The sequence below is a fragment of the Bradyrhizobium sp. 17 genome, from assembly GCF_023073515.1.
GTDB lineage: Bacteria > Pseudomonadota > Alphaproteobacteria > Rhizobiales > Xanthobacteraceae > Bradyrhizobium > Bradyrhizobium canariense_D.
The window spans coordinates 528,062-547,680 of record NZ_JADPJQ010000130.1 but is presented as its reverse complement, the minus strand read 5'-3'; the positions used below and the strand labels follow the sequence as shown (position 1 = coordinate 547,680).

19 protein-coding genes and 1 pseudogene are annotated in these 19,619 nt (G+C 63.6%); 12 read left to right on the top strand and 8 right to left on the bottom strand.

Annotated elements, in window-relative coordinates; translation table 11 throughout:
- Positions 1 to 40: 40 nt before the first annotated feature.
- Positions 41 to 721, top strand: coding sequence for a leucyl/phenylalanyl-tRNA--protein transferase (aat, locus tag IVB13_RS38940; RefSeq protein WP_026232743.1), 681 nt, complete (start codon positions 41 to 43; stop codon positions 719 to 721).
- A 7-nt stretch (positions 722 to 728) separates the two neighbouring features.
- On the opposite strand, the pseudogene IVB13_RS38935 reads toward aat, so the two are convergent.
- Positions 729 to 1,768 (bottom strand): annotated as a pseudogene (locus tag IVB13_RS38935) (DUF2155 domain-containing protein).
- A gap of 204 nt (positions 1,769 to 1,972) precedes the next feature.
- Between IVB13_RS38935 and IVB13_RS38930 the strand changes: the two are divergent.
- Both IVB13_RS38930 and IVB13_RS38925 read left to right on the top strand, forming a co-directional pair.
- Positions 1,973 to 2,920: an alpha/beta hydrolase gene (locus IVB13_RS38930; protein WP_247371027.1), complete on the top strand. Its 948-nt coding sequence runs from the start codon at positions 1,973 to 1,975 to the stop codon at positions 2,918 to 2,920.
- Between the two features lie 12 nt (positions 2,921 to 2,932).
- Positions 2,933 to 3,949: a Na+-dependent transporter gene (locus IVB13_RS38925; protein WP_247371024.1), complete on the top strand. Its 1,017-nt coding sequence runs from the start codon at positions 2,933 to 2,935 to the stop codon at positions 3,947 to 3,949.
- 79 nt (positions 3,950 to 4,028) lie between these two features.
- Here the strand turns inward: IVB13_RS38925 and IVB13_RS38920 are convergent, their stop codons facing one another.
- Positions 4,029 to 4,205 (bottom strand): hypothetical protein, encoded by a 177-nt coding sequence (locus tag IVB13_RS38920; RefSeq protein WP_018454491.1) that lies wholly within the window; start codon positions 4,203 to 4,205, stop codon positions 4,029 to 4,031.
- A gap of 183 nt (positions 4,206 to 4,388) precedes the next feature.
- A complete protein-coding gene (locus tag IVB13_RS38915; RefSeq protein WP_026232745.1) occupies positions 4,389 to 5,330 on the bottom strand; it encodes a GlxA family transcriptional regulator in 942 nt (313 codons plus the stop codon).
- Positions 5,331 to 5,421: 91 nt separating this feature from the next.
- Between IVB13_RS38915 and IVB13_RS38910 the strand changes: the two genes are divergently transcribed.
- A complete protein-coding gene (locus IVB13_RS38910; protein WP_085353530.1) occupies positions 5,422 to 6,108 on the top strand; it encodes a DJ-1/PfpI family protein in 687 nt (228 codons plus the stop codon).
- Between the two features lie 421 nt (positions 6,109 to 6,529).
- Here the strand turns inward: IVB13_RS38910 and IVB13_RS38905 are convergent, their stop codons facing one another.
- Entirely contained in the window at positions 6,530 to 6,937 is a 408-nt protein-coding gene (locus IVB13_RS38905; RefSeq protein ID WP_026232746.1) for an NADH:ubiquinone oxidoreductase subunit NDUFA12, read from the bottom strand.
- 246 nt (positions 6,938 to 7,183) lie between these two features.
- Here IVB13_RS38905 and IVB13_RS38900 point away from each other — a divergent pair, with 246 nt between their 5' ends.
- The 3 genes from IVB13_RS38900 (at position 7,184) to IVB13_RS38890 (ending at position 10,779) form a co-directional block, all read left to right on the top strand.
- Positions 7,184 to 7,867, top strand: a complete 684-nt coding sequence (locus IVB13_RS38900; protein ID WP_247371021.1) for a BA14K family protein — start codon at positions 7,184 to 7,186, stop codon at positions 7,865 to 7,867.
- A 240-nt stretch (positions 7,868 to 8,107) separates the two neighbouring features.
- A complete protein-coding gene (locus tag IVB13_RS38895) occupies positions 8,108 to 8,530 on the top strand; it encodes a response regulator (RefSeq protein ID WP_085353532.1) in 423 nt (140 codons plus the stop codon).
- A complete protein-coding gene (locus tag IVB13_RS38890; protein ID WP_247371018.1) occupies positions 8,527 to 10,779 on the top strand; it encodes a CHASE3 domain-containing protein in 2,253 nt (750 codons plus the stop codon). Before IVB13_RS38895 ends, IVB13_RS38890 begins: the two co-directional genes overlap by 4 nt.
- On the opposite strand, the gene IVB13_RS38885 is transcribed toward IVB13_RS38890, so the two are convergent.
- Positions 10,776 to 11,699 carry an arginase family protein gene (locus IVB13_RS38885; RefSeq protein ID WP_247368601.1) on the bottom strand — a complete coding sequence of 308 codons (924 nt, stop codon included), beginning with the start codon at positions 11,697 to 11,699 and terminating at the stop codon, positions 10,776 to 10,778. The genes IVB13_RS38890 and IVB13_RS38885 overlap by 4 nt on opposite strands.
- Before the next feature lie 333 nt (positions 11,700 to 12,032).
- On the opposite strand from IVB13_RS38885, the gene IVB13_RS38880 reads away from it, so the two are divergent.
- Both IVB13_RS38880 and IVB13_RS38875 read left to right on the top strand, forming a co-directional pair.
- The gene (locus IVB13_RS38880; RefSeq protein ID WP_085353535.1) at positions 12,033 to 12,260 is read left to right on the top strand and encodes a hypothetical protein; all 228 of its coding nucleotides are present in this window, start codon (positions 12,033 to 12,035) and stop codon (positions 12,258 to 12,260) included.
- Positions 12,261 to 12,699: 439 nt separating this feature from the next.
- Positions 12,700 to 12,894 carry a hypothetical protein gene (locus IVB13_RS38875; RefSeq protein WP_018454499.1) on the top strand — a complete coding sequence of 65 codons (195 nt, stop codon included), beginning with the start codon at positions 12,700 to 12,702 and terminating at the stop codon, positions 12,892 to 12,894.
- 91 nt (positions 12,895 to 12,985) lie between these two features.
- Here the strand turns inward: IVB13_RS38875 and IVB13_RS38870 are convergent, their stop codons facing one another.
- Positions 12,986 to 13,537: a GrpB family protein gene (locus IVB13_RS38870; protein ID WP_247492635.1), complete on the bottom strand. Its 552-nt coding sequence runs from the start codon at positions 13,535 to 13,537 to the stop codon at positions 12,986 to 12,988.
- Between the two features lie 358 nt (positions 13,538 to 13,895).
- Between IVB13_RS38870 and IVB13_RS38865 the strand changes: the two genes are divergently transcribed.
- Positions 13,896 to 15,359, top strand: coding sequence for an adenylate/guanylate cyclase domain-containing protein (locus IVB13_RS38865; RefSeq protein ID WP_247371011.1), 1,464 nt, complete (start codon positions 13,896 to 13,898; stop codon positions 15,357 to 15,359).
- A gap of 172 nt (positions 15,360 to 15,531) precedes the next feature.
- On the opposite strand, the gene IVB13_RS38860 is transcribed toward IVB13_RS38865, so the two are convergent.
- Positions 15,532 to 15,951 carry a nuclear transport factor 2 family protein gene (locus IVB13_RS38860; protein ID WP_085353538.1) on the bottom strand — a complete coding sequence of 140 codons (420 nt, stop codon included), beginning with the start codon at positions 15,949 to 15,951 and terminating at the stop codon, positions 15,532 to 15,534.
- Positions 15,952 to 16,081: 130 nt separating this feature from the next.
- Here IVB13_RS38860 and IVB13_RS38855 point away from each other — a divergent pair, with 130 nt between their 5' ends.
- Positions 16,082 to 16,651 carry an Ada metal-binding domain-containing protein gene (locus IVB13_RS38855; protein WP_085353539.1) on the top strand — a complete coding sequence of 190 codons (570 nt, stop codon included), beginning with the start codon at positions 16,082 to 16,084 and terminating at the stop codon, positions 16,649 to 16,651.
- Positions 16,652 to 17,972: 1,321 nt separating this feature from the next.
- On the opposite strand, the gene IVB13_RS38850 is transcribed toward IVB13_RS38855, so the two are convergent.
- On the bottom strand, positions 17,973 to 18,869 hold the full coding sequence (locus tag IVB13_RS38850) for a DMT family transporter (protein ID WP_247371003.1): 897 nt from the start codon (positions 18,867 to 18,869) through the stop codon (positions 17,973 to 17,975).
- A 510-nt stretch (positions 18,870 to 19,379) separates the two neighbouring features.
- On the opposite strand from IVB13_RS38850, the gene IVB13_RS38845 reads away from it, so the two are divergent.
- Positions 19,380 to 19,568 (top strand): hypothetical protein, encoded by a 189-nt coding sequence (locus tag IVB13_RS38845; RefSeq protein ID WP_247413139.1) that lies wholly within the window; start codon positions 19,380 to 19,382, stop codon positions 19,566 to 19,568.
- Positions 19,569 to 19,619 lie beyond the last annotated feature (51 nt).

Here is a 19,619-nt window from a genome sequence, read left to right as displayed (position 1 = left end):
CCATCGCACCCGCCTTGCGATCCTGCTATTATGGCGCGCCATGACTTCGCGCGACTCTGCCCCGTCTGAAATCACGCCAGCCGTGCTGCTGCGCGCCTATGCCTGCGGCATCTTTCCGATGGCTGAAAGCGCCGATGATCCGACCCTGTTCTGGGTCGAGCCGGAGTTGCGCGGGGTCATCCCGCTCGACGGATTTCGCGTGGCCTCGCGGCTCGCGCGCACCGTGCGTTCGGATTCATTCCGCGTCACCGTTAATACCGCCTTCAAGGCCACGATCGCCGGCTGCGCCGCACCCCAAGCCGGGCGCGAGGACACCTGGATCAACAAGCGCATCCGCGACCTCTATGGCGGGCTGTACGAGCTCGGCCATTGCCACAGCGTCGAGGCCTGGCAGGGCGAGGACCTCGTCGGCGGCCTTTACGGCGTCAGCCTGGGCCGGGCTTTTTTCGGCGAAAGCATGTTCCACACCGCACGCGATGCCTCCAAGGTCGCATTGGTGCATCTGGTCGCGCGGCTCATCCATGGCGGCTTCGAGCTGCTCGACACCCAATATGTCACCGAACACCTGAAGAGTTTTGGCGCGGCCGAGATTTCGCGGCGGCGCTACACCGCGCTGCTCGACAAGGCGCTCGCGGGCGAGCCTGGCGATTTCCTGAGGCTCTCGGCCGGCGAAGCGATCCCGGGCGCGCGCGCGCTCGAGATCATCGCTGCGCGGCAATAATCAGCATTTACCGGCCAAACCCGGGGAAACCGAACAGACCCGGCCGCTGCTCGGGTGGTGGCGGCGGTGCCGGCTGCTGCTGCTGGATCGGCGGTAACGGCTGCGGCGGACGCTGCTGCACCTGCTTGGGCGCGGCCTTCTTCTGCGCGGGCGGCGGCGGTGCCGGCTTGGTGCCGGGATCCGGTGCCGCGGTCGCAATCGTTTGCTGCGGCTCTTTGCAGTCGGTGAGCCAGATATCGTAGATCGGGTGCTCGACGCCGTGCAGGCCCGGACTTGCCGCGTACATCCAGCCCGAGAAGATGCGCTTCACCTCACCCTGCAAGGTGATCTCGTCGACCTCGACGAAGGCGTCGGTGTTGGCGGCCTCGGTCGCCGGCCGCGTGTAGCAGGCGTCGGTTTTGACGCGCAGCGCCCCGAACTGCACGGTCTCGCCGATCTCCTCGTCGAAGTTGATGATGCGCCCGGTGATCTTGTCGAGGCCGGAGAAGGTCGCTTTCTTGTTCACGATCTTCTGGGCCGGCGGCTCGGTGACGACTTCGTCGCCCGGCTGAAGGCTCGCCGGCGTCTGCGGGACAGCGCCGCCCGGTCCGCCCTTCTGCTGTGGCTGACGCTGACCGGGCGCACCCGGGGCGCCTTGCGGATTGGGCGGAGCGACCGCGACGGGCGGCGGCTGGTTTGGCGGAGCGGCGCTAGAACCGGGCGGCGGCGCCAGAGGTTGGGTCTCGACCGGCCCCGGCATCACATTGCCCTGCCGGCCTGGCGGTGGCGCCATCGGACGCGACGGCAGCACACGGCCCTGCGGCGGCAGCTCCGGCACCTCTTCGTCGTCATCGGGGATCTGCGGCTGCGGCTGGGGCTGGCCACGCGGAATGGTGCCGGGCGGCCGCAGCGGCGGCGGATCGGAGAAGATCGTGCCGATCTGCGCCTGCGCCGGCGTCGCAGCCGTCAGTGCGGTGGCGGCCAGAAGCGCCGCAAGACCTGTCAGGGTAAATGTTCGAAACATATCTCGCGCGGCTTCAACAGCGAATCGGGCTTGCTGGAGGACATTCTACAGGGGATACCGCCGCTCGCAGGCCATCCGGTTAACACGGCGAATACGGCGGGGGAAGGGCGGCATCCCTGCCCTTCCCGGCCCGGTCTGGCCAGATCGGCCCCCGGATGGAATAGTCGAGCACTCCTCTCAGGGGTCAGGCGGGCATCGCCCCGAAAACGACGTCCAACGAACAATCAGAAACCCAGAGGTCGCTTCCCATGCCCGTCGTGCTCGATCCCGATGCCGCCGCCGTCTACAAGGCCTTTCAGGAGGCCGGCCGGCCCGCCTATGAGACCCTGACCGCACCGGAAGCGCGGGCCTATTACGCGCAGGCGCGCTTTGCGACCAATCCCGAGCCACCTGACCTCGCGCGCGTCACGCCGCTGTCGATCCCGGCACCGCACGGCGCCATTCCCGCGCGCCTCTATGTTCCGAAAGAGCCGCGGCGGTATGATGGCTTGTCCCCGGCGCTGGTGTTCTTCCACGGCGGCGGCTGGGTGATCGGCGATCTCGACTCCCATGACGTCGTCTGCGGCCAGCTCGCCGACGCCGGCGCGCTGATCGTGATCTCGGTGGACTACCGCCTCGCGCCCGAGCACAAATTTCCCGCCGCCATCGATGACGCGATCGCCGCGACCAAATGGGTCGCCGCCAACGCGCGCGAACTCGGCATCGACGCCTCCCGGCTTTCGATCGGTGGCGACAGCGCCGGCGGCAATCTTGCCGCAGTCGTCGCGCTCGCCGCGCGCGACGGCGACGGTCCGGCCATCGCGGGCCAGTTGCTGATCTACCCGGCAACCGATTTCGCCATGACGCACGGCTCTCACCGCGAACCCGAGACGAGCGTGCTGCTGACGCATTCGGTGATCCGCTGGTTCCGCGACCATTATCTCAACGGCGCCGCCGATATCCACGACTGGCGCGCCTCGCCGGCACGGGCGACAAACCTGGCCGGCCTGCCGCCGGCCTATGTGCTGACCGCCGGTGCCGATCCCCTGCGCGACGAAGGCGGCGAATATGCCGAGCGGCTGAAGCGGGCCGGCGTGCCCGTGGCCTACAAGCACTATCCCGGCCAGTTCCACGGCTTCCTCACGATGGGGAAATTGCTGCGAGAGGCCAATGTCGCCGTGAGCGAGATCGGCGCGTGGCTGAAAGGATTGGCCTGAACGCCATTCCCGATGCCGCCTGTTCTTCAAAGCATATTCGCCCTCCCGCTGCGCGGTCTGACATGGCTTGGCGGCCAGGGCACCCGCGCGGTGGCCGCCGTCGTGTTCATCGCGCTCGCGGTACCGCCGCTCGGGGCGTTGTTGCGCCCCTACGTCACCGAGGCGATCTTCGTTCTGCTTTGCATCTCCTTCATGCGGGTCGATCTCGCCGCGCTCACCGGCCATCTGCGCCGGCCGGCGCTGGTCGCGACCGCGACCGTCTGGACCATGATCGGCGTGCCTGTGATCATCGGGCTGATCGTCCATGTCACCGGGCTCACGGCGCGCGCGCCCGACCTTGCCCTGGCGTTGATGCTGCAGAGCATGGCCTCGCCGATGATGGCCGCACCGGCGCTGGCGGCGCTGATGGGCCTCGACGCAACGCTGGTGCTGGTCACGCTGGTGAGCGCGACGGCGCTGGTACCGTTCACGGCATCGCTGTTCGCAAGCCTCTTCCTCGGCGACATGCTCAGTATCTCGCCGCCTGCGCTGGGGCTGAAGCTGCTCGGCATCCTCGCAGCATCGCTGCTGGCCGCGACCGTGATCCGGCAAGTCTTCGGCGCGGCCGCGATCCAGCGCCACAGGCAGCCGATCGACGGCTTCAACATCGTCATCCTGCTGGTCTTCGCGACCGCGATCATGGGCGACGTCGCGAGCGATCTCGTCGCCCGGCCGGTCTCCACCATCGGCTTCGCGGCTCTCGCCTTCGCGATCTATTTCACGCTGCTCGCCGTGACCACGCTGCTGTTCCGCCGCATCGGCTATGAGCGCGCGCTGGCGCTCGGGCTGATGGTGTCACAGCGCAATCTGGGCCTGATGCTCGCCGCGACCGCCGGCGCGCTGCCGCCCACCACCTGGCTCTATTTCGCGATGACGCAGTTTCCCATTCACCTGGCGCCCTACATGCTGATGCCGATCGCGCGGCGCTTGACGGCGCGCGCACAGGCCTCGGGCGCCGCGGCGACCGGCGGCAAGGCCGCATCGGGCTGAACCAATTCGCAAGCCTTGCCAACACGCAAGTCATGTCCGCTCTGCCATCGCGAGGCCGCTGGTGACCAGGCGAATGTCGTCACGCAGCGCGCCAATGTCCCTTGTGAATGTCGAACTTCACGGCGCCTTCGTCACGCATCTTCAACAGGAGCGATTGGCAGTCGTCCTGATTCTTGATGTTCACGCGCTTCATGACTTCGAAGGTCTTCAGAGGTTTTTCGCGAAGGGCAATCAGAATCTTTTCTCGATCGGTCATTGGGGTTCCTTTGCATCGGATCGGCGACGGTACGTGTTGTACACATCGTCTACAACGGGTGCATTCGCTTGACGAGGTCCGTTCCGGGTCCAAAGGGCGAAATGCCGCGCAATATGCAAGTCTGCTCAAATATCCAAGTGTGCTCACCCGCTCAAGCGGGCTCTCCAACTCGATCAATTCTCCCTACCCGGCCCTTGCCGCGCGCCGCAGCGCTTGCGGCGGCTGGCCGAAGGCGCGAATGAAGGCGCGCCGCATGCGCTCGGGATCGCGGAAACCGGTCGTCTCCGCGACGAGTTCGATCGCCTCGCGCGAGGACTGCACGCGCTCGCGCGCGACCTCGATGCGCAAGCGCTCGATGGCCTTTGAAGGCGTCGTGCCGGTCTCGGCGGCAAAGGCGCGGGCAAAATGCCGCGCGCTCATGCCGGCGCGGTCGGCGAGATCTTCGACAGTCAAGCGAGCGTCGAGGTTCTCGCGCGCCCAGGACAGCAGCGCGCCGAAGCGGCCGTTCGGCGTCTTCAATTCCAGAAGTGACGAGAATTGCGACTGGCCGCCGCTGCGGCGATGATACAGCACGAGCTGCCGCGCCGTGTCCTGCGCGATCTGCTCACCGTGATCCTCCGTCACCATCGCGAGCGCAAGGTCGATGCCGGCCGTGATGCCGGCCGACGTCCACACATTGCCGTCGCGGGTGAAAATCTGGTCCGGCTCGAACTTCACCTTGGGATAGCGCGCGACGAAATCCCGCGTGCGTCCCCAATGCGTGGTGGCGCGGCGGCCGTCGAGCAGGCCTGCTTCGGCGAGCACATAGGCGCCCGAGCAGACGCTCGCGACCCGCACGCCGCGCCGCGCCAGCCGCTGCACGAAGGCGCGCGTGACCTCGCAGCGCGCGGCATCCGTCACGCCCGCGCCTCCCGCCACGACCAGCGTCGTGATCGCATTGGCCGACTTGAAGTCGCGCGCCATCATCTCCACGCCCGACGAGCTGCGCACCGGCCCCGCGCTCACCGCCAGCACGCGGATCCCGGTCGTCGTCTTGCCCGTGCAGCGCGCCGCGATCTCGAACACGGAGATCGGGCCGGCCGCATCGAGCAACTGGAAGTCCGGGAAGATCAGGATGCCGATCATGGTCATGTCCGAAAGCGAGGGAAATACGCCATTCTGGACGGAAAGGCATCATGAGAGGCTGCTTCCGTCAAGCTCATAATTGGAGGCTCTCATGTCGTCCCCGCTCCAGATCGGTCTCTTGGTGTTTCCGCGCGTCACCCAGCTCGATTTCACGGGCCCCTTGCAGGTGTTCTCCTCCGTGCCCGGCGCAAAACTGCATTTGATCTGGAAACGGGTCGAGCCGGTGCCGAGCGATTCCGTGCTGACGCTGACGCCGACCACGACATTCGCCGACTGCCCGCAGCTCGACGTGATCTGCGTGCCCGGCGGCGGCGGCACCAACGATCTGCTCAATGACGAGGAGGTGCTCGGTTTCCTGCGCCGGCAGGCCGAGGGTGCCAAATACGTCACCTCGGTCTGCACGGGATCGCTGGCTCTCGGCGCCGCCGGCCTCTTGAAGGGCTATCGCGCCGCCACGCATTGGAGCGCGATGGAGATGCTCGCTCAGTTCGGCGCGACGCCGACCAAGACGCGCGTCTGCGTCGACCGCAACCGCATCACCGGCGGCGGCGTCACCGCGGGAATCGATTTCGCTCTGACCCTGGTGTCGATCATGGTCGATCGCACCACCGCGGAGGCGATCCAGCTTCAGCTCGAATACAATCCGGCCCCGCCGTTCAATGCAGGCTCGCCGGATACCGCGCCGGCGGAGGTGCTGGCATTACTAAAAGAGCGCGGCGCGCAGGGTCAGGCGCGCCGGCTAGAGGCGGTGAAGCGTGCGGCCGAGCGGATGACCTAGTCTCCACTCTCGTGTCCCGGACGCGATGCATCGCGTAGCGGTGCCGCGCAGCGTCCGGGGCACGCGAAATCCAGTCGTCCCTCTATCAAAGAAAAAGGCCGCCCGGTTTCCCGAGCGGCCTTTCCTGTCTTACGGCGGCTGCACATTTCATCGGGCGATTTCGGAGCTTCCAGACCGGGGGCCTATCTCCCGATCGAGTCCTGGTCGGCGGCCGCTGCATTTCGGGACAGTCGCGAACTGTTGCCCGAACCGAACGCGATGGTCTCCCATCTCCGTAAGATGCGACCATTGAGCCGCATCGCCCGCGTGGCTGCAATGCCCGCGCAGCACTCATCCCCGCTGTTCCCGTTGTCCACAGCAAAGCGAGGCGGATGCGGGTGCATCCACCCCCACGACAAGGGTTGAGACGGGAATCGGAAGGCTAGCTCGGCGTCCAGGGCTGATAGTCGCCGGTCGCCTTCGGCCGCTTGCCGCTGGCGAGCGTCGAGCCCGCGGGACGGTAGGCGTTGGCCGTGCCGGTGAGATTGGGCTGGTGCGGCTTTTCCCATTCGCGCGGCTGGTAGTTGTCCTGCGTCGGCGGCACGTCGACGGTGTGATGCATCCAGCCGTGCCAGGACGGCGGGATACGGCTGGCCTCGGCGTAGCCGTTATAGACCACCCAGCGGCGCTCGAAGCCGAGCACCGGGTCGATCGCCCCGCCGCGGGTGCGATAATAGAGGTTGCCCTGCTCGTCCTGGCCGACCAGCTCGCCGTAGCGCTTGGTCCAGAGTTGGGTGCCAAACGTCTGGCCATTCCACCAGGTGAAAAACTTGAGGAAGAACTGTTTCATGCGGCAAGGGCCCTGCTTCGTCGGGTCCTGATGCCATCCGGACGGCGAAATGTCCAGTTCGGCGCGGGCGGCAATGCCGCGCTGCAGATGCAGTCCCCGGCACGGAACGCTGCCGCAAATCGGACGCGATCCGTTCATGCCGGATACAGCGTCGCCATGAGAACTTTTCGTCGCACGCAAACCCCCGTGATCCCAGGAACTCCGGCCCTTTCATGGGGTTTGCTTCCGGGAAAAGGAGTTTTGATCATGAAAAGTCTGAAAGTCTTGAGCACGGCTGCGGCAGTGGCATTGGTTATCCCGTTGGCGACGCCGAGCTTTGCCCAAAGTCGGGCCGCAGCGGTCGGCGGCGGCGGAGCACACTTTGGTGGCGGCGGCGGCGGAGCACACTTCGGTGGCGGCGGCGGAGCACACTTCGGTGGCGGCGGCGGCGGGGCACATTTCGGTGGCGGCGGCGCCCGCATGGGCGGCGGCAACTTCGGCGGCGCGCGGATCGGCGGCGGCGGCGGCAATTTCGCGGCCGGCGCAGCAGTACGTCCGGGCGGTGGCAGCTTCGCAGCCGGCACGGTGAGCCGACAGGCCTTCTCGCCGTCCTACAGCGGTACACGCAGCGTCGCGACTGCGGGCAACTGGCAGGGTGGTAGCGGCAATTGGAGTGGTCGTCACTGGCATCATCGTCACGGCGGCGGCTTTTGGCCCGGGTTCGCGGCCGGCGCTGCGATCGGCGGCCTCGGCTCGTACGCCTATTACGGCGGCGGGTATTACGACGACCCCTACTATTACGGCGACAGCTACTATGATGAACCGACAGTGGCCGTGGTCCCCGATGGCGGCGGCGACTCCGCGGCCTACTGCGCGCAGCGCTACAAGTCCTACGATCCCGCGTCCGGCACCTATCTGGGCTATGACGGCCAGCGTCATCCCTGCCCGTAACACGACCTGAAACACTTGAAGAAGAAGGCGTCGCAGCGATGCGGCGCCTTTTTCATTCAGGCGCCTCACCTGTTTCGCTCGCCTCGTATTCGACATCGGCAAGTGTCGCGTACAATCGATGCGAGCGGACCTTTATTCACCGCACCGTGCATATCTACCCTTATCCAATCCCAAATTGACCCGACGCGCGATTCACCTGTATCAACTTGGCTGTGGGGACTTCGATGACTGGGAAGTGTCATGCCGCGCATTCTCGTGGTTGATGACGATCCGATGGTCGGCGCGACCATCGAGGTCCTCCTCCAACGTCAGGGCTTCGACGTCACGTTGACTGACGGCGGAGAAACGGGTTTGGCTGCGCTCGAAACACAGAATTTCGACGTGATGCTGGTTGACATCTTCATGCCGCATATGCGCGGCTTCGAGTCCATTCGCATCTTTCACGAGCGCGCGCCGGCGGTTCCGCTAATCGCGATGTCCGGCTACGCCTTCGCATCATCCGCCTCGCCCTCTCCCGACTTCCTCCGGATGGCGCTGGAGCTTGGCGCGACCCGCTGCCTGCGCAAGCCGTTCACGCCGGACACGCTGCTGACCACGATCCGGGAATGCATCGCCGTGCCGGGCGATGGCTCGCAGCCGAAGGACAAGAAAGAAGTCCCTTGATCCCAACGCAGCGCGTCATTCTCGGTGCTGGACTTGCCATCCTCCTGATCATCACCGCAGCCTCGATCGGCCTCGACGTCAAGTCACGGTCCGATGCGGCCTGGGTCAATCACACCGTCGGGGTGCTGAAGAAGATCTCCGACCTGCGCGTGCTGATGCGCAGTGCCGAGAGCGCCGCACGTGGCTACGAGATCTATCGCAACCCGAGCTTCAGCGAAGAATTCCAGGCGGTGCACGCCCGTATCGCACCCGCACTCGCCGACCTCAAGCGCAGCGTGCGCGACACTCCCGAACATGTCGCGCTGCTCGAGGGCACCGAGCCGCTGGCGCTGCGCCGGATCGAGATCGCCGCCGAAGTGATGCGCCTGCGCGCCGGAAACGATCAGGCCGGCATTGCCGCAGTCCAGGGCAAGGGCGAGGGCCGTGGCCTCATGGACACGGTGATGGGCAATTTCGATCATTTGAGCGCAGAGGAAGAACGATTGCTCGCGGCGCGCTCCCAGGATTCGCGCCGCACCGGCATCGTGCTGCTCGGCATCGACGTCGCCGGCGCGTTGGTGATCCTGCTGCTGGTCGTGATGATGATGCGCGAGAGCCGGCGCAGTGAGGGCGCACTCAAGAGCACGCTAATGGAGACCACGGCCGCCAAGCAGCAGCTCGAGGCCGCGGTGGCCGAGCGCACCGAGCATCTGGTCACCGCGCATGACGAGCTGCGCCTCTCGGTCAACGTGCTCCAGAGCACCTTTCACAGCATGGCGGAGGCGGTGCTGGTCATCGATGCCGAGGGCAATGTCCTTCTGTCCAATCCCGCCGCCGAGCGCATGCTGCTGCACCGGACCGGCATGAACCTGCGCAATCTGCGCGCGATGTCCATCGTGCTTCACGGCGACGGCGTCACCCCGCTCAAGGCCGACGAGTTACCGTCGGCACGCGTGCTGCGTGGCGAGCCGTTCGAGAACATGGAGATGATCGTCCGCCCGCACAGCGGCAATGCTCCCCGTCATCTCATGATCAGCGGCCGGCCGATGCTGGACGGGAAAGGCAACGTCTCCGGCGCGGTGCTGGTCTATCACGACGCGACCACCTCGCGCGAGACCGAGCGGCAATTGTACCAGTCGCAGAAGCTGGATGCCATCGGCAAGCTCACCGGCGGCGTCGCGCACGACTTCAACAACATGCTGACCGTGATCTCCGGCAATACCGAGACGCTGGTGGCGAGCCTGAAGCAGCAGCCCGAGCTCCAGCGCGTGGCACGCCTGATCGACGAGGCCGCCGAGCGCTGCGCCGAGCTGATTCAGCATCTGCTCGCCTTCGCGCGCAGGCAGCCGCTGCAGCCGCGCAACGTCGAGATCAACGCCGCGGTCGCGGACATCGCGAAACTCCTGCGCCCCACCCTCGGCGAGCAGATCGAGATCGAGACCGTGCTCGAACAGGGGCAGATGACCGCGCACATCGATCCGTCCCGCCTCACCAATGCCCTGCTCAACATGGCCATCAACGCCCGCGACGCCATGCCGAACGGCGGCAAGCTGCTGCTCGAGGCCCACCGCGTCGTGCTCGACCAGGCCTATGCGCAAAGCAATCCCGACGTGCGGCCCGGCCCTTACGTGATGCTCGCCGTCAGCGACACCGGCACCGGCATGCCGGCCGAGGTGCAACAGCAGGCCTTCGAGCCGTTCTTCACCACCAAGGAGGTCGGCAAGGGAAGCGGCCTCGGCCTTTCCATGGTCTACGGCTTCGTCAAGCAATCCGGCGGCCACATCAAGATCTACAGCGAGGAAGGCCACGGCACCACGATCAAGCTCTATCTGCCGCCGGGCGAAGGCATGACCGAGCCAGTCACCTCTGCCGCACCGCCGGCCGAGGGTGGCGCCGAGACCATTTTTGTGGTCGAGGATGATCCGCTGGTGCGCAACTTCGTCACCGTGCAGCTCCAGAGCCTCGGCTACCAGACCGTCGCCGCGCCCGACGGCAAGGCCGCGCTGGAGTTGATCCGGGCCGGCCAGCCGTTCGATCTACTGTTCACCGACGTCGTCATCCCCGGCGGCATGAGCGGACGCGACCTCGCCGACAAGGTTGCGACGATCCGCCCCGGCGTGAAGGTGCTCTACACTTCCGGCTATACCGACAACGCCATCGTCCACCACGGCAAGCTCGACGACGGCGTCATGCTGCTGACAAAACCCTACCGCCGCAACCAGCTCGCCGCGATGATCCGCAAGGCGCTCGGACACATGCCCACCGGCTAGCGTTTCTGCTTGGCGATATGTCCAATGGCGTTGCAGATGATCCGCGCTGCGCAGATCGCCCCAATATTCTGCAGATCACGCTCCGGCACCAATTCGACCAGATCAAGACCGACAATTCTGGCCTTCGAGGCGACGCCCGCGATCAGGTCTATGACGTCGAAATAGGACAAGCCGCCAGGTTGCGGCAGCAGCACGCCGGGAATGACGGACGGATCCAGGCCGTCGCAGTCGATCGTGATCAGGCAATTCGCGCTGTCCTCGATTGCACTCAGGACGGCTTGAACGCCCCGGCTTTTGAGCTCTCGTGCCGTAATAATCCTGGAGCCCCAATTCCGCGCGCAACTGAGCTCCTGCAGGCCCGAGCCGCCGATACCCCGTAAACCGACCTGCACAATGCGTTCGACCCAAGGCAACTCGCTGGCGCGCCGCATCGTGCTGGAAAACGTATGTGCTGAGCCGTCGCGCTGGTCCTTCCAATCCAGATGCGCGTCGATCTGCAGGATCGTCAGCTTGCCCATGTCTTCGAACGCCTCGAAGAACGGTATGGGGACAGAATCATCTCCGCCGAGCAGCATGGGTACCGCGCCGGACTTCAGGATCTTCCTGGTGGCGGACCTGATTGCATTCCGGTTTTGCTCGGGGGCCTCGGGTGACGTGGCAAGATCGCCGCCATCGACGACCCGGATTTGCTCCGGGTCGAGCAGGATTCCGTCTTGGTCGAAATCCCACCTGGCAAGGTCGGTCTGATAAACGCGCAAAGCATTGCGAATGGCCGCTGGGCCATTCGCGGCATGGCTGGTCCTGCCCTTCAAATGCGGCGTGGCGTCGGCAGCTCCGAAGATGACGACGTCGGCTTCGCCAAGAGGCAGGGCAAGGTCGCACGCCGCGACGCCGAGGAATGTGTTGCGGTCGCTCGCCATAGCCGTCTCGCTGGAGGCACTCAGTCCGGCCGACAGAGCCAATCCGCAACGCCTCCGCGAGTTCCTGACCTGCTCTTGGCCTGCCGCCGAGCCGAGCGGTCGAAGCCGCTCTCGCGGAGGACGTGACCTCATAAACGTCGGCTTACCAAGGCAAAGCGGAAGCTCCCACCTTCGGCGTGGTCGGCGGCTTGTGACCACAGCGGACTCCAGCGCGTCGAGCTTCCCCTGAGGGAGTGGACGAGTGGGCGGGCCGCTTTCTTCTGGAACGAAATTAAATTGATTTAATTCAGTTATTGTGATTTAATTTGGGCTTATCTCTGGACGGAGAAACGCATGCCAGATCAGGACGACCGTCGCGAGTTCTTAAGAACCTGCGGAAAGTTCGCGGCGGTGACACCTCCAGCCATCACCCTACTCCTGTCGACATCCCTTACATCGGATGCGATCGCGAAGTCGGGCGCAGGCGCGGTCCACGACGACCATCACCATCACGGCAACAACGGCTGGGGCAACGGCGGCGGAGACGGCAGCCCCAACGGCAAGGACGATAGAGGCCGCTGAGACGACGACACACGGCCTCCGGAAGGAGACACAATGCAGACCAGGCGCCGCGACGTAGATTGGCATTTCGCCAGCTTCGTTGTTTCGATGATCTGGCTCGCGATTGTTGCTGCCGCTCTTCTTGCAGTGCTCTTCCGAGGGCACCCTTGAGGAGTTATGAAGTACCTTTTTCATCGCGGTCGGCTGCTGGCTGCTGCTGAACCTGCTCTTCGTTGTGCTAGTCACGCCGCCGCGTAGTCGCCGGCCGCGACAGCTTGCTCGCACGATTCATGCGGTCAAGAAATTCATTATGAGCAGACGGCAGCCCCCTACCTGATGAGGGCAGCGACGCGCTGCAAAAAAAAACGACAGTAAGGCTGGCTGTTTATTTCCAGCGACGCCGCACCGCAGTTCGCTGTATCGTGCCGTTCCGTTTTTTCCAACAGCGGATTTGATTGCCATGCACCACATCCAGAGTACGCATATTGCCGCGATACTGAAACTGACCGCCCAGCAGCTTGAAGCACTTCGCACCCGCCCAGAGATCCAAAAGGAATATTCCGAAATCCTCGTTTTGAGAGAGAAAATAAAACTGGCGACCGATCTGAAGAAGGCTCGCCGGCAGCTCCTTACTCGGTCCCTGCCAAGCGCCTGAAGGGAGAGAACTCCACCCGTGCCTTGCGCTGTGAGGCTCGAGCAAGGAGCTGCTCGTTGGCATTCCAGCTTGTGGACCCGAAGCGGACATCTTAGCAGCGCCGCACGGCATATCTCGTCGCTGTGGCAGCGCAAAACAATACTTCCCGAATGCTGATAGCGCCTTGTCGGTTATCTCCCTCACAACCGATGTTTTGTTTTGCGAAAGCCCTCGATGTTCTTGTCAAATTCATCCGCGAGCGATTTCTTTGGCTTCCGTACGCGGCAGCGATTTCCGGGTGTAAGCGCAAGTAGTCGCGAAACAGCAGGAAATCTCTCCAGCGTGGATTGCATTGCTCCATGATGTGAAGATGGTGTGTCCAGGGTCCAGGCATCCTCTTCCGAAAAAACAGTTCACCAGGTAACCATGCTTCGTACTCGGGGATGTAGGTGTATCTGAGTTGCGCGAATGGCCTCACAAACGTGGACTTCGCGCGCAACAAGTTCGGGAGGCCGACCAAGATGTCGATAATCGGTTTGGCCGAGAGGCCGGACACAGACGTACTGCCCATGTGTTCGATCTTGAGCGCCGGACCGATCATAAATCGCAAGCGACGGCACTCCTGCTGGAAACGAACCGGCCAGTCGGGGTCATAGTCACGCACCTCGATGGCGCCCCTCCATACTTCTCCATTCTGTCCCCTCGCTGGAAGCTACCCTTCTCAAACGGCCCTGTTGGAGCAGACCACCGTTCCTGCATGTGATCGGACTCACTGCAATGCGCGGCATCTCCCGATATACGGGTCAGCTTTTGGGGCTTCAGCGACGTCGTGGGCGCACCATATTGAGGTCCATCCAGCGAGGCATGGCGGAGTAGATTTGCTCAGGTTGAGTTCTTCGCACTTTGACCCATAAGCGACATGGGTGGCTTGAAAATCCTTGCAGTGCAATAGGCCGTGCGGCATCGGATGGCTCGCGAGGACCGGGCGAAGCTGATAGATTGCCATCGTCAGGAGCTGATCGATGACATCCATTGACGAGCGTCTTCTCGAAAGCAAGATGACGCAGATCGAGCAGGCCCGCACTTGGAGCCCGCGCGTAATCTCCAAGTTCGAAACGCTGATTCGCAGTGGTGACGAGGTCAGCCTGTACCGCGCCAATCCGCTGGCGTTCGCCCGTGATCGCAGTGTGGCTGAGCCGGAGTCGATCGATCTGTTTCTCCATGCCGCTCGCGCCGGGCTGGTCGACATGCATTGGGACATTCTCTGCCCCCACTCGGGTCTGGTGCTGGAAAGCTTCGGGAGGCTCCGTGCGCTCCGGAGCCATTTCGTCTGCGGGCTTTGCGATATCGAGGGTCACACCGAACTCGACGACTTCATCGAAGTGTCCTTCTCCGTCTCGCCGCAAATTCGGCACCTCGCCTTGTATGACGTCGACAATCTCTCGATCGAAGATCTGCACTGGAAGCTCAAGTTCGCCAACAGCGGACGGCTGCCCGGCGGACAGACTCGATTTGTCGATGTCTTGCGCGGTTTCGTTCGCGGAATGACTTATCTGCCGTCCGGTCTGACAACGACGCTGCAGACCGATATTGGGCCGGGCGCGGTCTCAGGCGTCAACGTCCAGACCCAGGCGGGCTTTACGCTCCCGGTCGCGCTCGATCCCACTGCCGTGCAGATGCCGAATACTCCGACGATCGTTCGTGCCACCTATGACGGGCAGCGGTTCACGCCCGCCGTTTCGGCCGTGCCGTCGGGGCCTGTGATCTTCGAGATCAGCAACACCGGCCCTAAGCGCGGTTCGCTGCTCCTGATCAACTGGCCACCTGAAATCTTGGAAATGCCAGAGAAGCCGACCCTCGAATTCGATCCCTACGTCTCGGGCGGGATGCTGCTGACGCGTCAGACGTTCCGCAAGCTCTTCCGCTCAGAGCGCGTAGATGAGGAGGAGGGCCTCGGCGTTCGGCAGGTGACGTTCCTGTTCACGGACCTGAAGGGTTCGACCGCGCTCTACGAGCGCCTCGGGGATCTTAATGCCTATGCTCTCGTCCGCGAACATTTCGCTCTCCTCGACGCAATTGCCCATCGGCATGCCGGTGCCATCGTGAAGACCATCGGCGACGCCGTCATGGCTGCGTTTTTCCGGCCGGTGGATGCCGTGGAGGCAGCGCTGCACATTCTGCGGGACATCGGAGAGTTCAACGCCAAGCACGGCCAGCCCGCCGTCGTTCTCAAAATGGGGGCACATTGCGGTCCTTCCATCGCCGTGACCCTCAACGAGAATCTCGACTATTTCGGCCAGACCGTGAATATTGCCGCGCGGGTGCAATCATTCGCCGACGCCGGCGAAATCTGTCTCACTGAAGCACTCTACACCGCGCCCGCTGTTCGCCAGCTGCTGGCGGGCCACCATGTCGAGGAGTTCGAGGCGCCGCTGCGCGGCGTCGAAGGCGAGGCGCGAGTCTACCGGGTCACCGGCCGATTGTAGCCTAGGCTCTGCGGCAGTCCGCACTAGCGTAGTGATCGAAATGTATTTCCGACATCTGGCCGCCGCGAGGCGGCTTTTCTTGGACACGGCAAGAGCAAAGGAGTCTGTTCGTGGCCCAGAGCTGACCTGCCTGCGCAGCCGGTCGAGGACCGCTTGTGACCCAAAGCAGCCTTTAAAGCGGCTCGAAAATCATCTGCCAGCCCTTTCGGGTGTCCATGTATTCGCGAACCAGCTTGATCCGCTCGCCGGAAAGGACAAAAGCGAAGCAATAGTCATTCTCGTAGGGCTTGCCTCCAGGAAGAGTGGCTCGCATTCGCTCCTCGACGATCACAGTATCGCCATCGGCATGAATGCCCCGAAACGAGATGTCGACGTTCGAGAACAGATGATGCATTTCCGAGGCAATAAACTGTGCGATTTGGTCCGGTCCAATCATGTGGTCGGTGTGCTTGAGAGCGACCGCCGTGGCATTTCCAGCCGGTGCGATCCATTCGGCATCGGGAGTAAACAACTCCGCGATCAACTGCGCATCACGGGTTTTAAAAGTCTTCCAGGCATTGATGACGATCTCTTTAGGATTCGTGCTGTTCATTTTTGCTTCTCCAAGTGCTCAGCGAAGTTGGACCTTCTCTATAAGAAGGGCGCACCGATATCGCTGGCCGGAATCGGACCTGATCATCTCAGGGCTATTCTTCTGGCTGCGGCCTGCGGTAAAATGAGTCATGCTCAGTTTTGAGGTATGCAACACCGCGCGCTTGCAGCGCGATCCCCGCTATGACGGCCGTTTCTACACGGCAGTGAAGACCACGGGAATCTACTGCCGCCCGGTTTGCCCGGTGAAGCAGCCGTTGACCCGTAACGTGACCTACTATCAAACTGCAGCGGCCGCCGAGGCCGCGGGGTACCGACCTTGCCTGCGTTGCCGTCCGGAGACCGCGCCCTTCTGTGCTGCCTGGAATGGCACGCGTTCGACAGTCGCGCGGGCCTTGAAATTGATCGATGGTGGCGCCTTGGATGACGCTTCGGTTGCCGCACTGGCCGATCGGCTCGGGGTAAGCTCGCGCCACCTTGCGCGTCTGTTCGAACGGTACGTCGGGGCCAGCCCCCAACAGGTCGCGAAGACCAGGCGTGTACAGAGGGCGAAGCGCCTACTTGACGAGACGACTGAACCACTGGCCCAGATCGCCTACCGAGCTGGCTTTGGCAGCGTGCGCCGGTTCAACGCCGTCTTTCGCGAACTCTATGGGCGCTCGCCCTCCAGCATTCGCCACCGCCGCAGAGTATTCGCCTGAGGTCGGGCATCCCAACGTTGGTCCGCTGTTGGACCCATTGCGGACTAACTGGTCTCGCGCGGTTGTGTTGAAGCTGCTAGACACGTGAAGTGTCGCTGTTCTTACTCTTTTTTGGACTTTCACTGCTGGGCATTGCCGGATGGGGATTTCAATCCATCGTGGCAGAGCTAGATAGGTCGTGCCTCCCCCGGACGGACGCAATTTCTCGCAAGTTTCAGGTTGAGGCGTTTATCTGGGGGGACCGCGCGCCGTTGGCGCTGAGGCGTCGGTATATCGCAACACAAGCCTGCGCGGTCCCGGCGCTCCTTTGCCTGGCGGCTCTCGTGTGGCTCAACGAGCCGCGCCGCGATGTCCGCGCTTTGGGGGTGATCGCGTTCTGTTTCGTGTCGTTTGTCGTGGCCGCTTCCTTGGCCTGGAAGACTGCCCGAAGCAGCGGCTCAAAATTATCCTGACGGAGGCAACAATGCGTGGCCTGATCTACATTTGGGGCGCGGGAATACCGCTTCTGGTCGGGCTTGAGATATATCTCGCTACGAACGCTCTCCGAAACCTCGCTCCCGGGGTAGAAAGAAAAGACGTAGTATTTCTGAGAAGGTTTGCAGATGGCGGCAGCCCTCCAGGAGGTCGCTCCCCGAAGCATGGCGGACCAGATTTGCTCAGTTGAGTTCTTCGTATGCTGACCCGAAGCGGATGTTGTACTGTTTGCCAATGGCGAGGTGCTTTGGTCCCCCCATCGGACCACGTACGATGGCGCCCGACCCATGAATGATCACCGAAAGATCAAAGTCTTTTTTGAGGTGTTGGACGGCTCCTGTCGCGAGTTGGGTCTCAAGCGCTGGCCCGTATTAGCGCCGAGTTGGGACCTGAGGAAAAAGTCACGCTGACCAATGGGCTGTACTTCCGCGTCGAACGGTCTGGTTTGACCCTTGTGTCGGTCGGCGCTGGTGAGTGTCAATCGATGAAGCTTTCGGTCGATGAAGCAAAGCAGATATTCTCATCGATCGAGTCCGCGTGCACCAGTCGCGATGTTGTCAAGGTCCGGGCCGGAGAGCTATCTTGGACGACCGATGCTCGGCCGAAATCCAATCCTGAAAAGGTGGTTATCAGGTTCACGGGACCGCTGGGATTCACACGCACGGACGCCAAGCGTAAAGATGTTGCAGCAGCGGTCGTAGAGTTCGCCAACCGATTTGGGTAGAGACAATCCCCGCAAGGCAGGTCGGCTCTTGGCGCATCTGCGAGCTCGGAGACCTTCCGCTCTCCGGCCGATGTTGACGATGAACCGGAAGTCCAGGCGGCCAGCCGCTCATGAATATGCGCCCTACCGCGTCGCCAGCACCACGGCCGCCAGCGTGAACACCAGCGCCGCGATCTGCCCTGCCCCCAGCGGCTCGTGGAGCGCGATCGCGGACGCCACGACGCCGATGACAGGCACCGCCATGGTGCCGATCGCGGCGACGGAGGCCGGCAGGCGCGCAAGGGCAGCGAACCAGCTGACATAGGCGATGCAGAACTGCACCACGGTCGAATAGACCAGGAGCCACCAGCCGACCGGCGTCACCAGCTCCAGATGCGTGGTCTCGATGGCGAAGCCGATGATCGTGATGGGCAGGCAGCCGATCCCGATCTGCCAGGCCGCGGCCGTGATCGGCGGCAGTCGGATCGGGTACTTCTTCGAAAACACCGTGCCGAGAGCGAAGCCGAGCGCGCCGCACAGCGCCATGATGATGCCCGGCAGCTTGTCCGCGGTGGCGGCAAAGCCGTTGCCGCCCATGATCGAGGCAAGGCCGGCAAAGGCCATCACCAGCGCGATGGTGCGCAACAAGGTCGGCCGCTCGCCGAGCACCGGCCAGGCGATCAGCGAGGCCCAGACCGGCATGGTGTAGGCGATCAGCGCCGCTTCGCTCGCCGGCAGCCACAGCAGTGCCAGACCCATCAGCACCATCCAGCCGGTGACGTTGAGGATCGCGGCGGTCACGAGGCGCGGCCAGATCTCGCGCGGGACGCTGAGGCTGTCGGCGCGGATCAGCGCCAGCGCCGCCAGCAGCACCGCGCCGAGCACGCCCGTCGCCCCGCGCAAGGTCAGCGGCGGCAGCTCGGAGAGCAGGAATTTCGTCACCGGCCAATTGAAACCCCAGCCCACCGAGGTGATGGCGAGGAATATCAGGCCGGCCGGGGCGATGCGCGCTCGCGCATCCCGGCGGGTCGAATCAAGCATGTGGGTAGTCCGGCAAAATCGAGGGCAGCTTGGCGCGGATTCGCGCCTCCCACCACCACCCCGGCGGGCATGCCTGCCCTCACCTTCCGTAGCCCTACGTGAGTCCCCCCGAGGCAAGCCCGCGATTCAAAAATATACCTGCCCTGTGAACAGCGGGGTGAAGCCTCAGCGGCCCCCCAAGATGCAAATTTTTTCGGTTGGGAATCCCTGAGGACTCACTGATACTTGGCTCAACAACAGGCGCGGCCTTGCCCCCTGTTATCCCCCACAATCCACCATATTTAGTATTTGATTCAGGAACTCGCACTAGTTCTTGACGGGCGTAACGGAGAGTCCTAGTTTTCGATCCGTTCGGCGCGAGTGTGTTTGCGTCCCGCCGGCACTCCCCCAAAGGGTCTGCAAAACAGCACTCCGCCAAGCCAGACAAGGGCAGCGGGATACGGGCTTGTCTGCCCGGCGAGAGCGGACTTTTCGGGCGCCTGAACGGGCTGGAAACAGGCCCGGATGGCAATGGTTGAAGACGTGACGTTGTGGGGCGTTGAACGCATGTCGGGCTCATCCCTTTGGGGCGGATGGGCCTGGACGTGCCGGCGGATGATCGGTGCGCGCATCGAGCAATCGCGTCGGGAGAAAACGGGCCGGGTCTACCGGCTGAGCTGCGATGCCAAGGGCCAGGCGGCCTCGAGCACCGCGAAATGAAATGATGACCCGGCACGCCTGAACGGAGGCGGTCCGGTCAAAGATAGGACG

What these genes read in the sequence shown, in the direction of transcription:
- aat (WP_026232743.1), top strand. Translation starts at nt 41, where the DNA reads ATGACTTCGCGCGACTCTGCCCCGTCTGAAATCACGCCAGCCGTGCTG.
- IVB13_RS38930 (WP_247371027.1), top strand. Translation starts at nt 1,973, where the DNA reads ATGCCCGTCGTGCTCGATCCCGATGCCGCCGCCGTCTACAAGGCCTTT.
- IVB13_RS38925 (WP_247371024.1), top strand. Translation starts at nt 2,933, where the DNA reads ATGCCGCCTGTTCTTCAAAGCATATTCGCCCTCCCGCTGCGCGGTCTG.
- IVB13_RS38920 (WP_018454491.1), bottom strand. Translation starts at nt 4,205, where the DNA reads ATGACCGATCGAGAAAAGATTCTGATTGCCCTTCGCGAAAAACCTCTG.
- IVB13_RS38915 (WP_026232745.1), bottom strand. Translation starts at nt 5,330, where the DNA reads ATGATCGGCATCCTGATCTTCCCGGACTTCCAGTTGCTCGATGCGGCC.
- IVB13_RS38910 (WP_085353530.1), top strand. Translation starts at nt 5,422, where the DNA reads ATGTCGTCCCCGCTCCAGATCGGTCTCTTGGTGTTTCCGCGCGTCACC.
- IVB13_RS38905 (WP_026232746.1), bottom strand. Translation starts at nt 6,937, where the DNA reads ATGAAACAGTTCTTCCTCAAGTTTTTCACCTGGTGGAATGGCCAGACG.
- IVB13_RS38900 (WP_247371021.1), top strand. Translation starts at nt 7,184, where the DNA reads ATGAAAAGTCTGAAAGTCTTGAGCACGGCTGCGGCAGTGGCATTGGTT.
- IVB13_RS38895 (WP_085353532.1), top strand. Translation starts at nt 8,108, where the DNA reads ATGCCGCGCATTCTCGTGGTTGATGACGATCCGATGGTCGGCGCGACC.
- IVB13_RS38885 (WP_247368601.1), bottom strand. Translation starts at nt 11,699, where the DNA reads ATGGCGAGCGACCGCAACACATTCCTCGGCGTCGCGGCGTGCGACCTT.
- IVB13_RS38880 (WP_085353535.1), top strand. Translation starts at nt 12,033, where the DNA reads ATGCCAGATCAGGACGACCGTCGCGAGTTCTTAAGAACCTGCGGAAAG.
- IVB13_RS38875 (WP_018454499.1), top strand. Translation starts at nt 12,700, where the DNA reads ATGCACCACATCCAGAGTACGCATATTGCCGCGATACTGAAACTGACC.
- IVB13_RS38865 (WP_247371011.1), top strand. Translation starts at nt 13,896, where the DNA reads ATGACATCCATTGACGAGCGTCTTCTCGAAAGCAAGATGACGCAGATC.
- IVB13_RS38860 (WP_085353538.1), bottom strand. Translation starts at nt 15,951, where the DNA reads ATGAACAGCACGAATCCTAAAGAGATCGTCATCAATGCCTGGAAGACT.
- IVB13_RS38855 (WP_085353539.1), top strand. Translation starts at nt 16,082, where the DNA reads ATGCTCAGTTTTGAGGTATGCAACACCGCGCGCTTGCAGCGCGATCCC.
- IVB13_RS38850 (WP_247371003.1), bottom strand. Translation starts at nt 18,869, where the DNA reads ATGCTTGATTCGACCCGCCGGGATGCGCGAGCGCGCATCGCCCCGGCC.
- IVB13_RS38845 (WP_247413139.1), top strand. Translation starts at nt 19,380, where the DNA reads ATGGTTGAAGACGTGACGTTGTGGGGCGTTGAACGCATGTCGGGCTCA.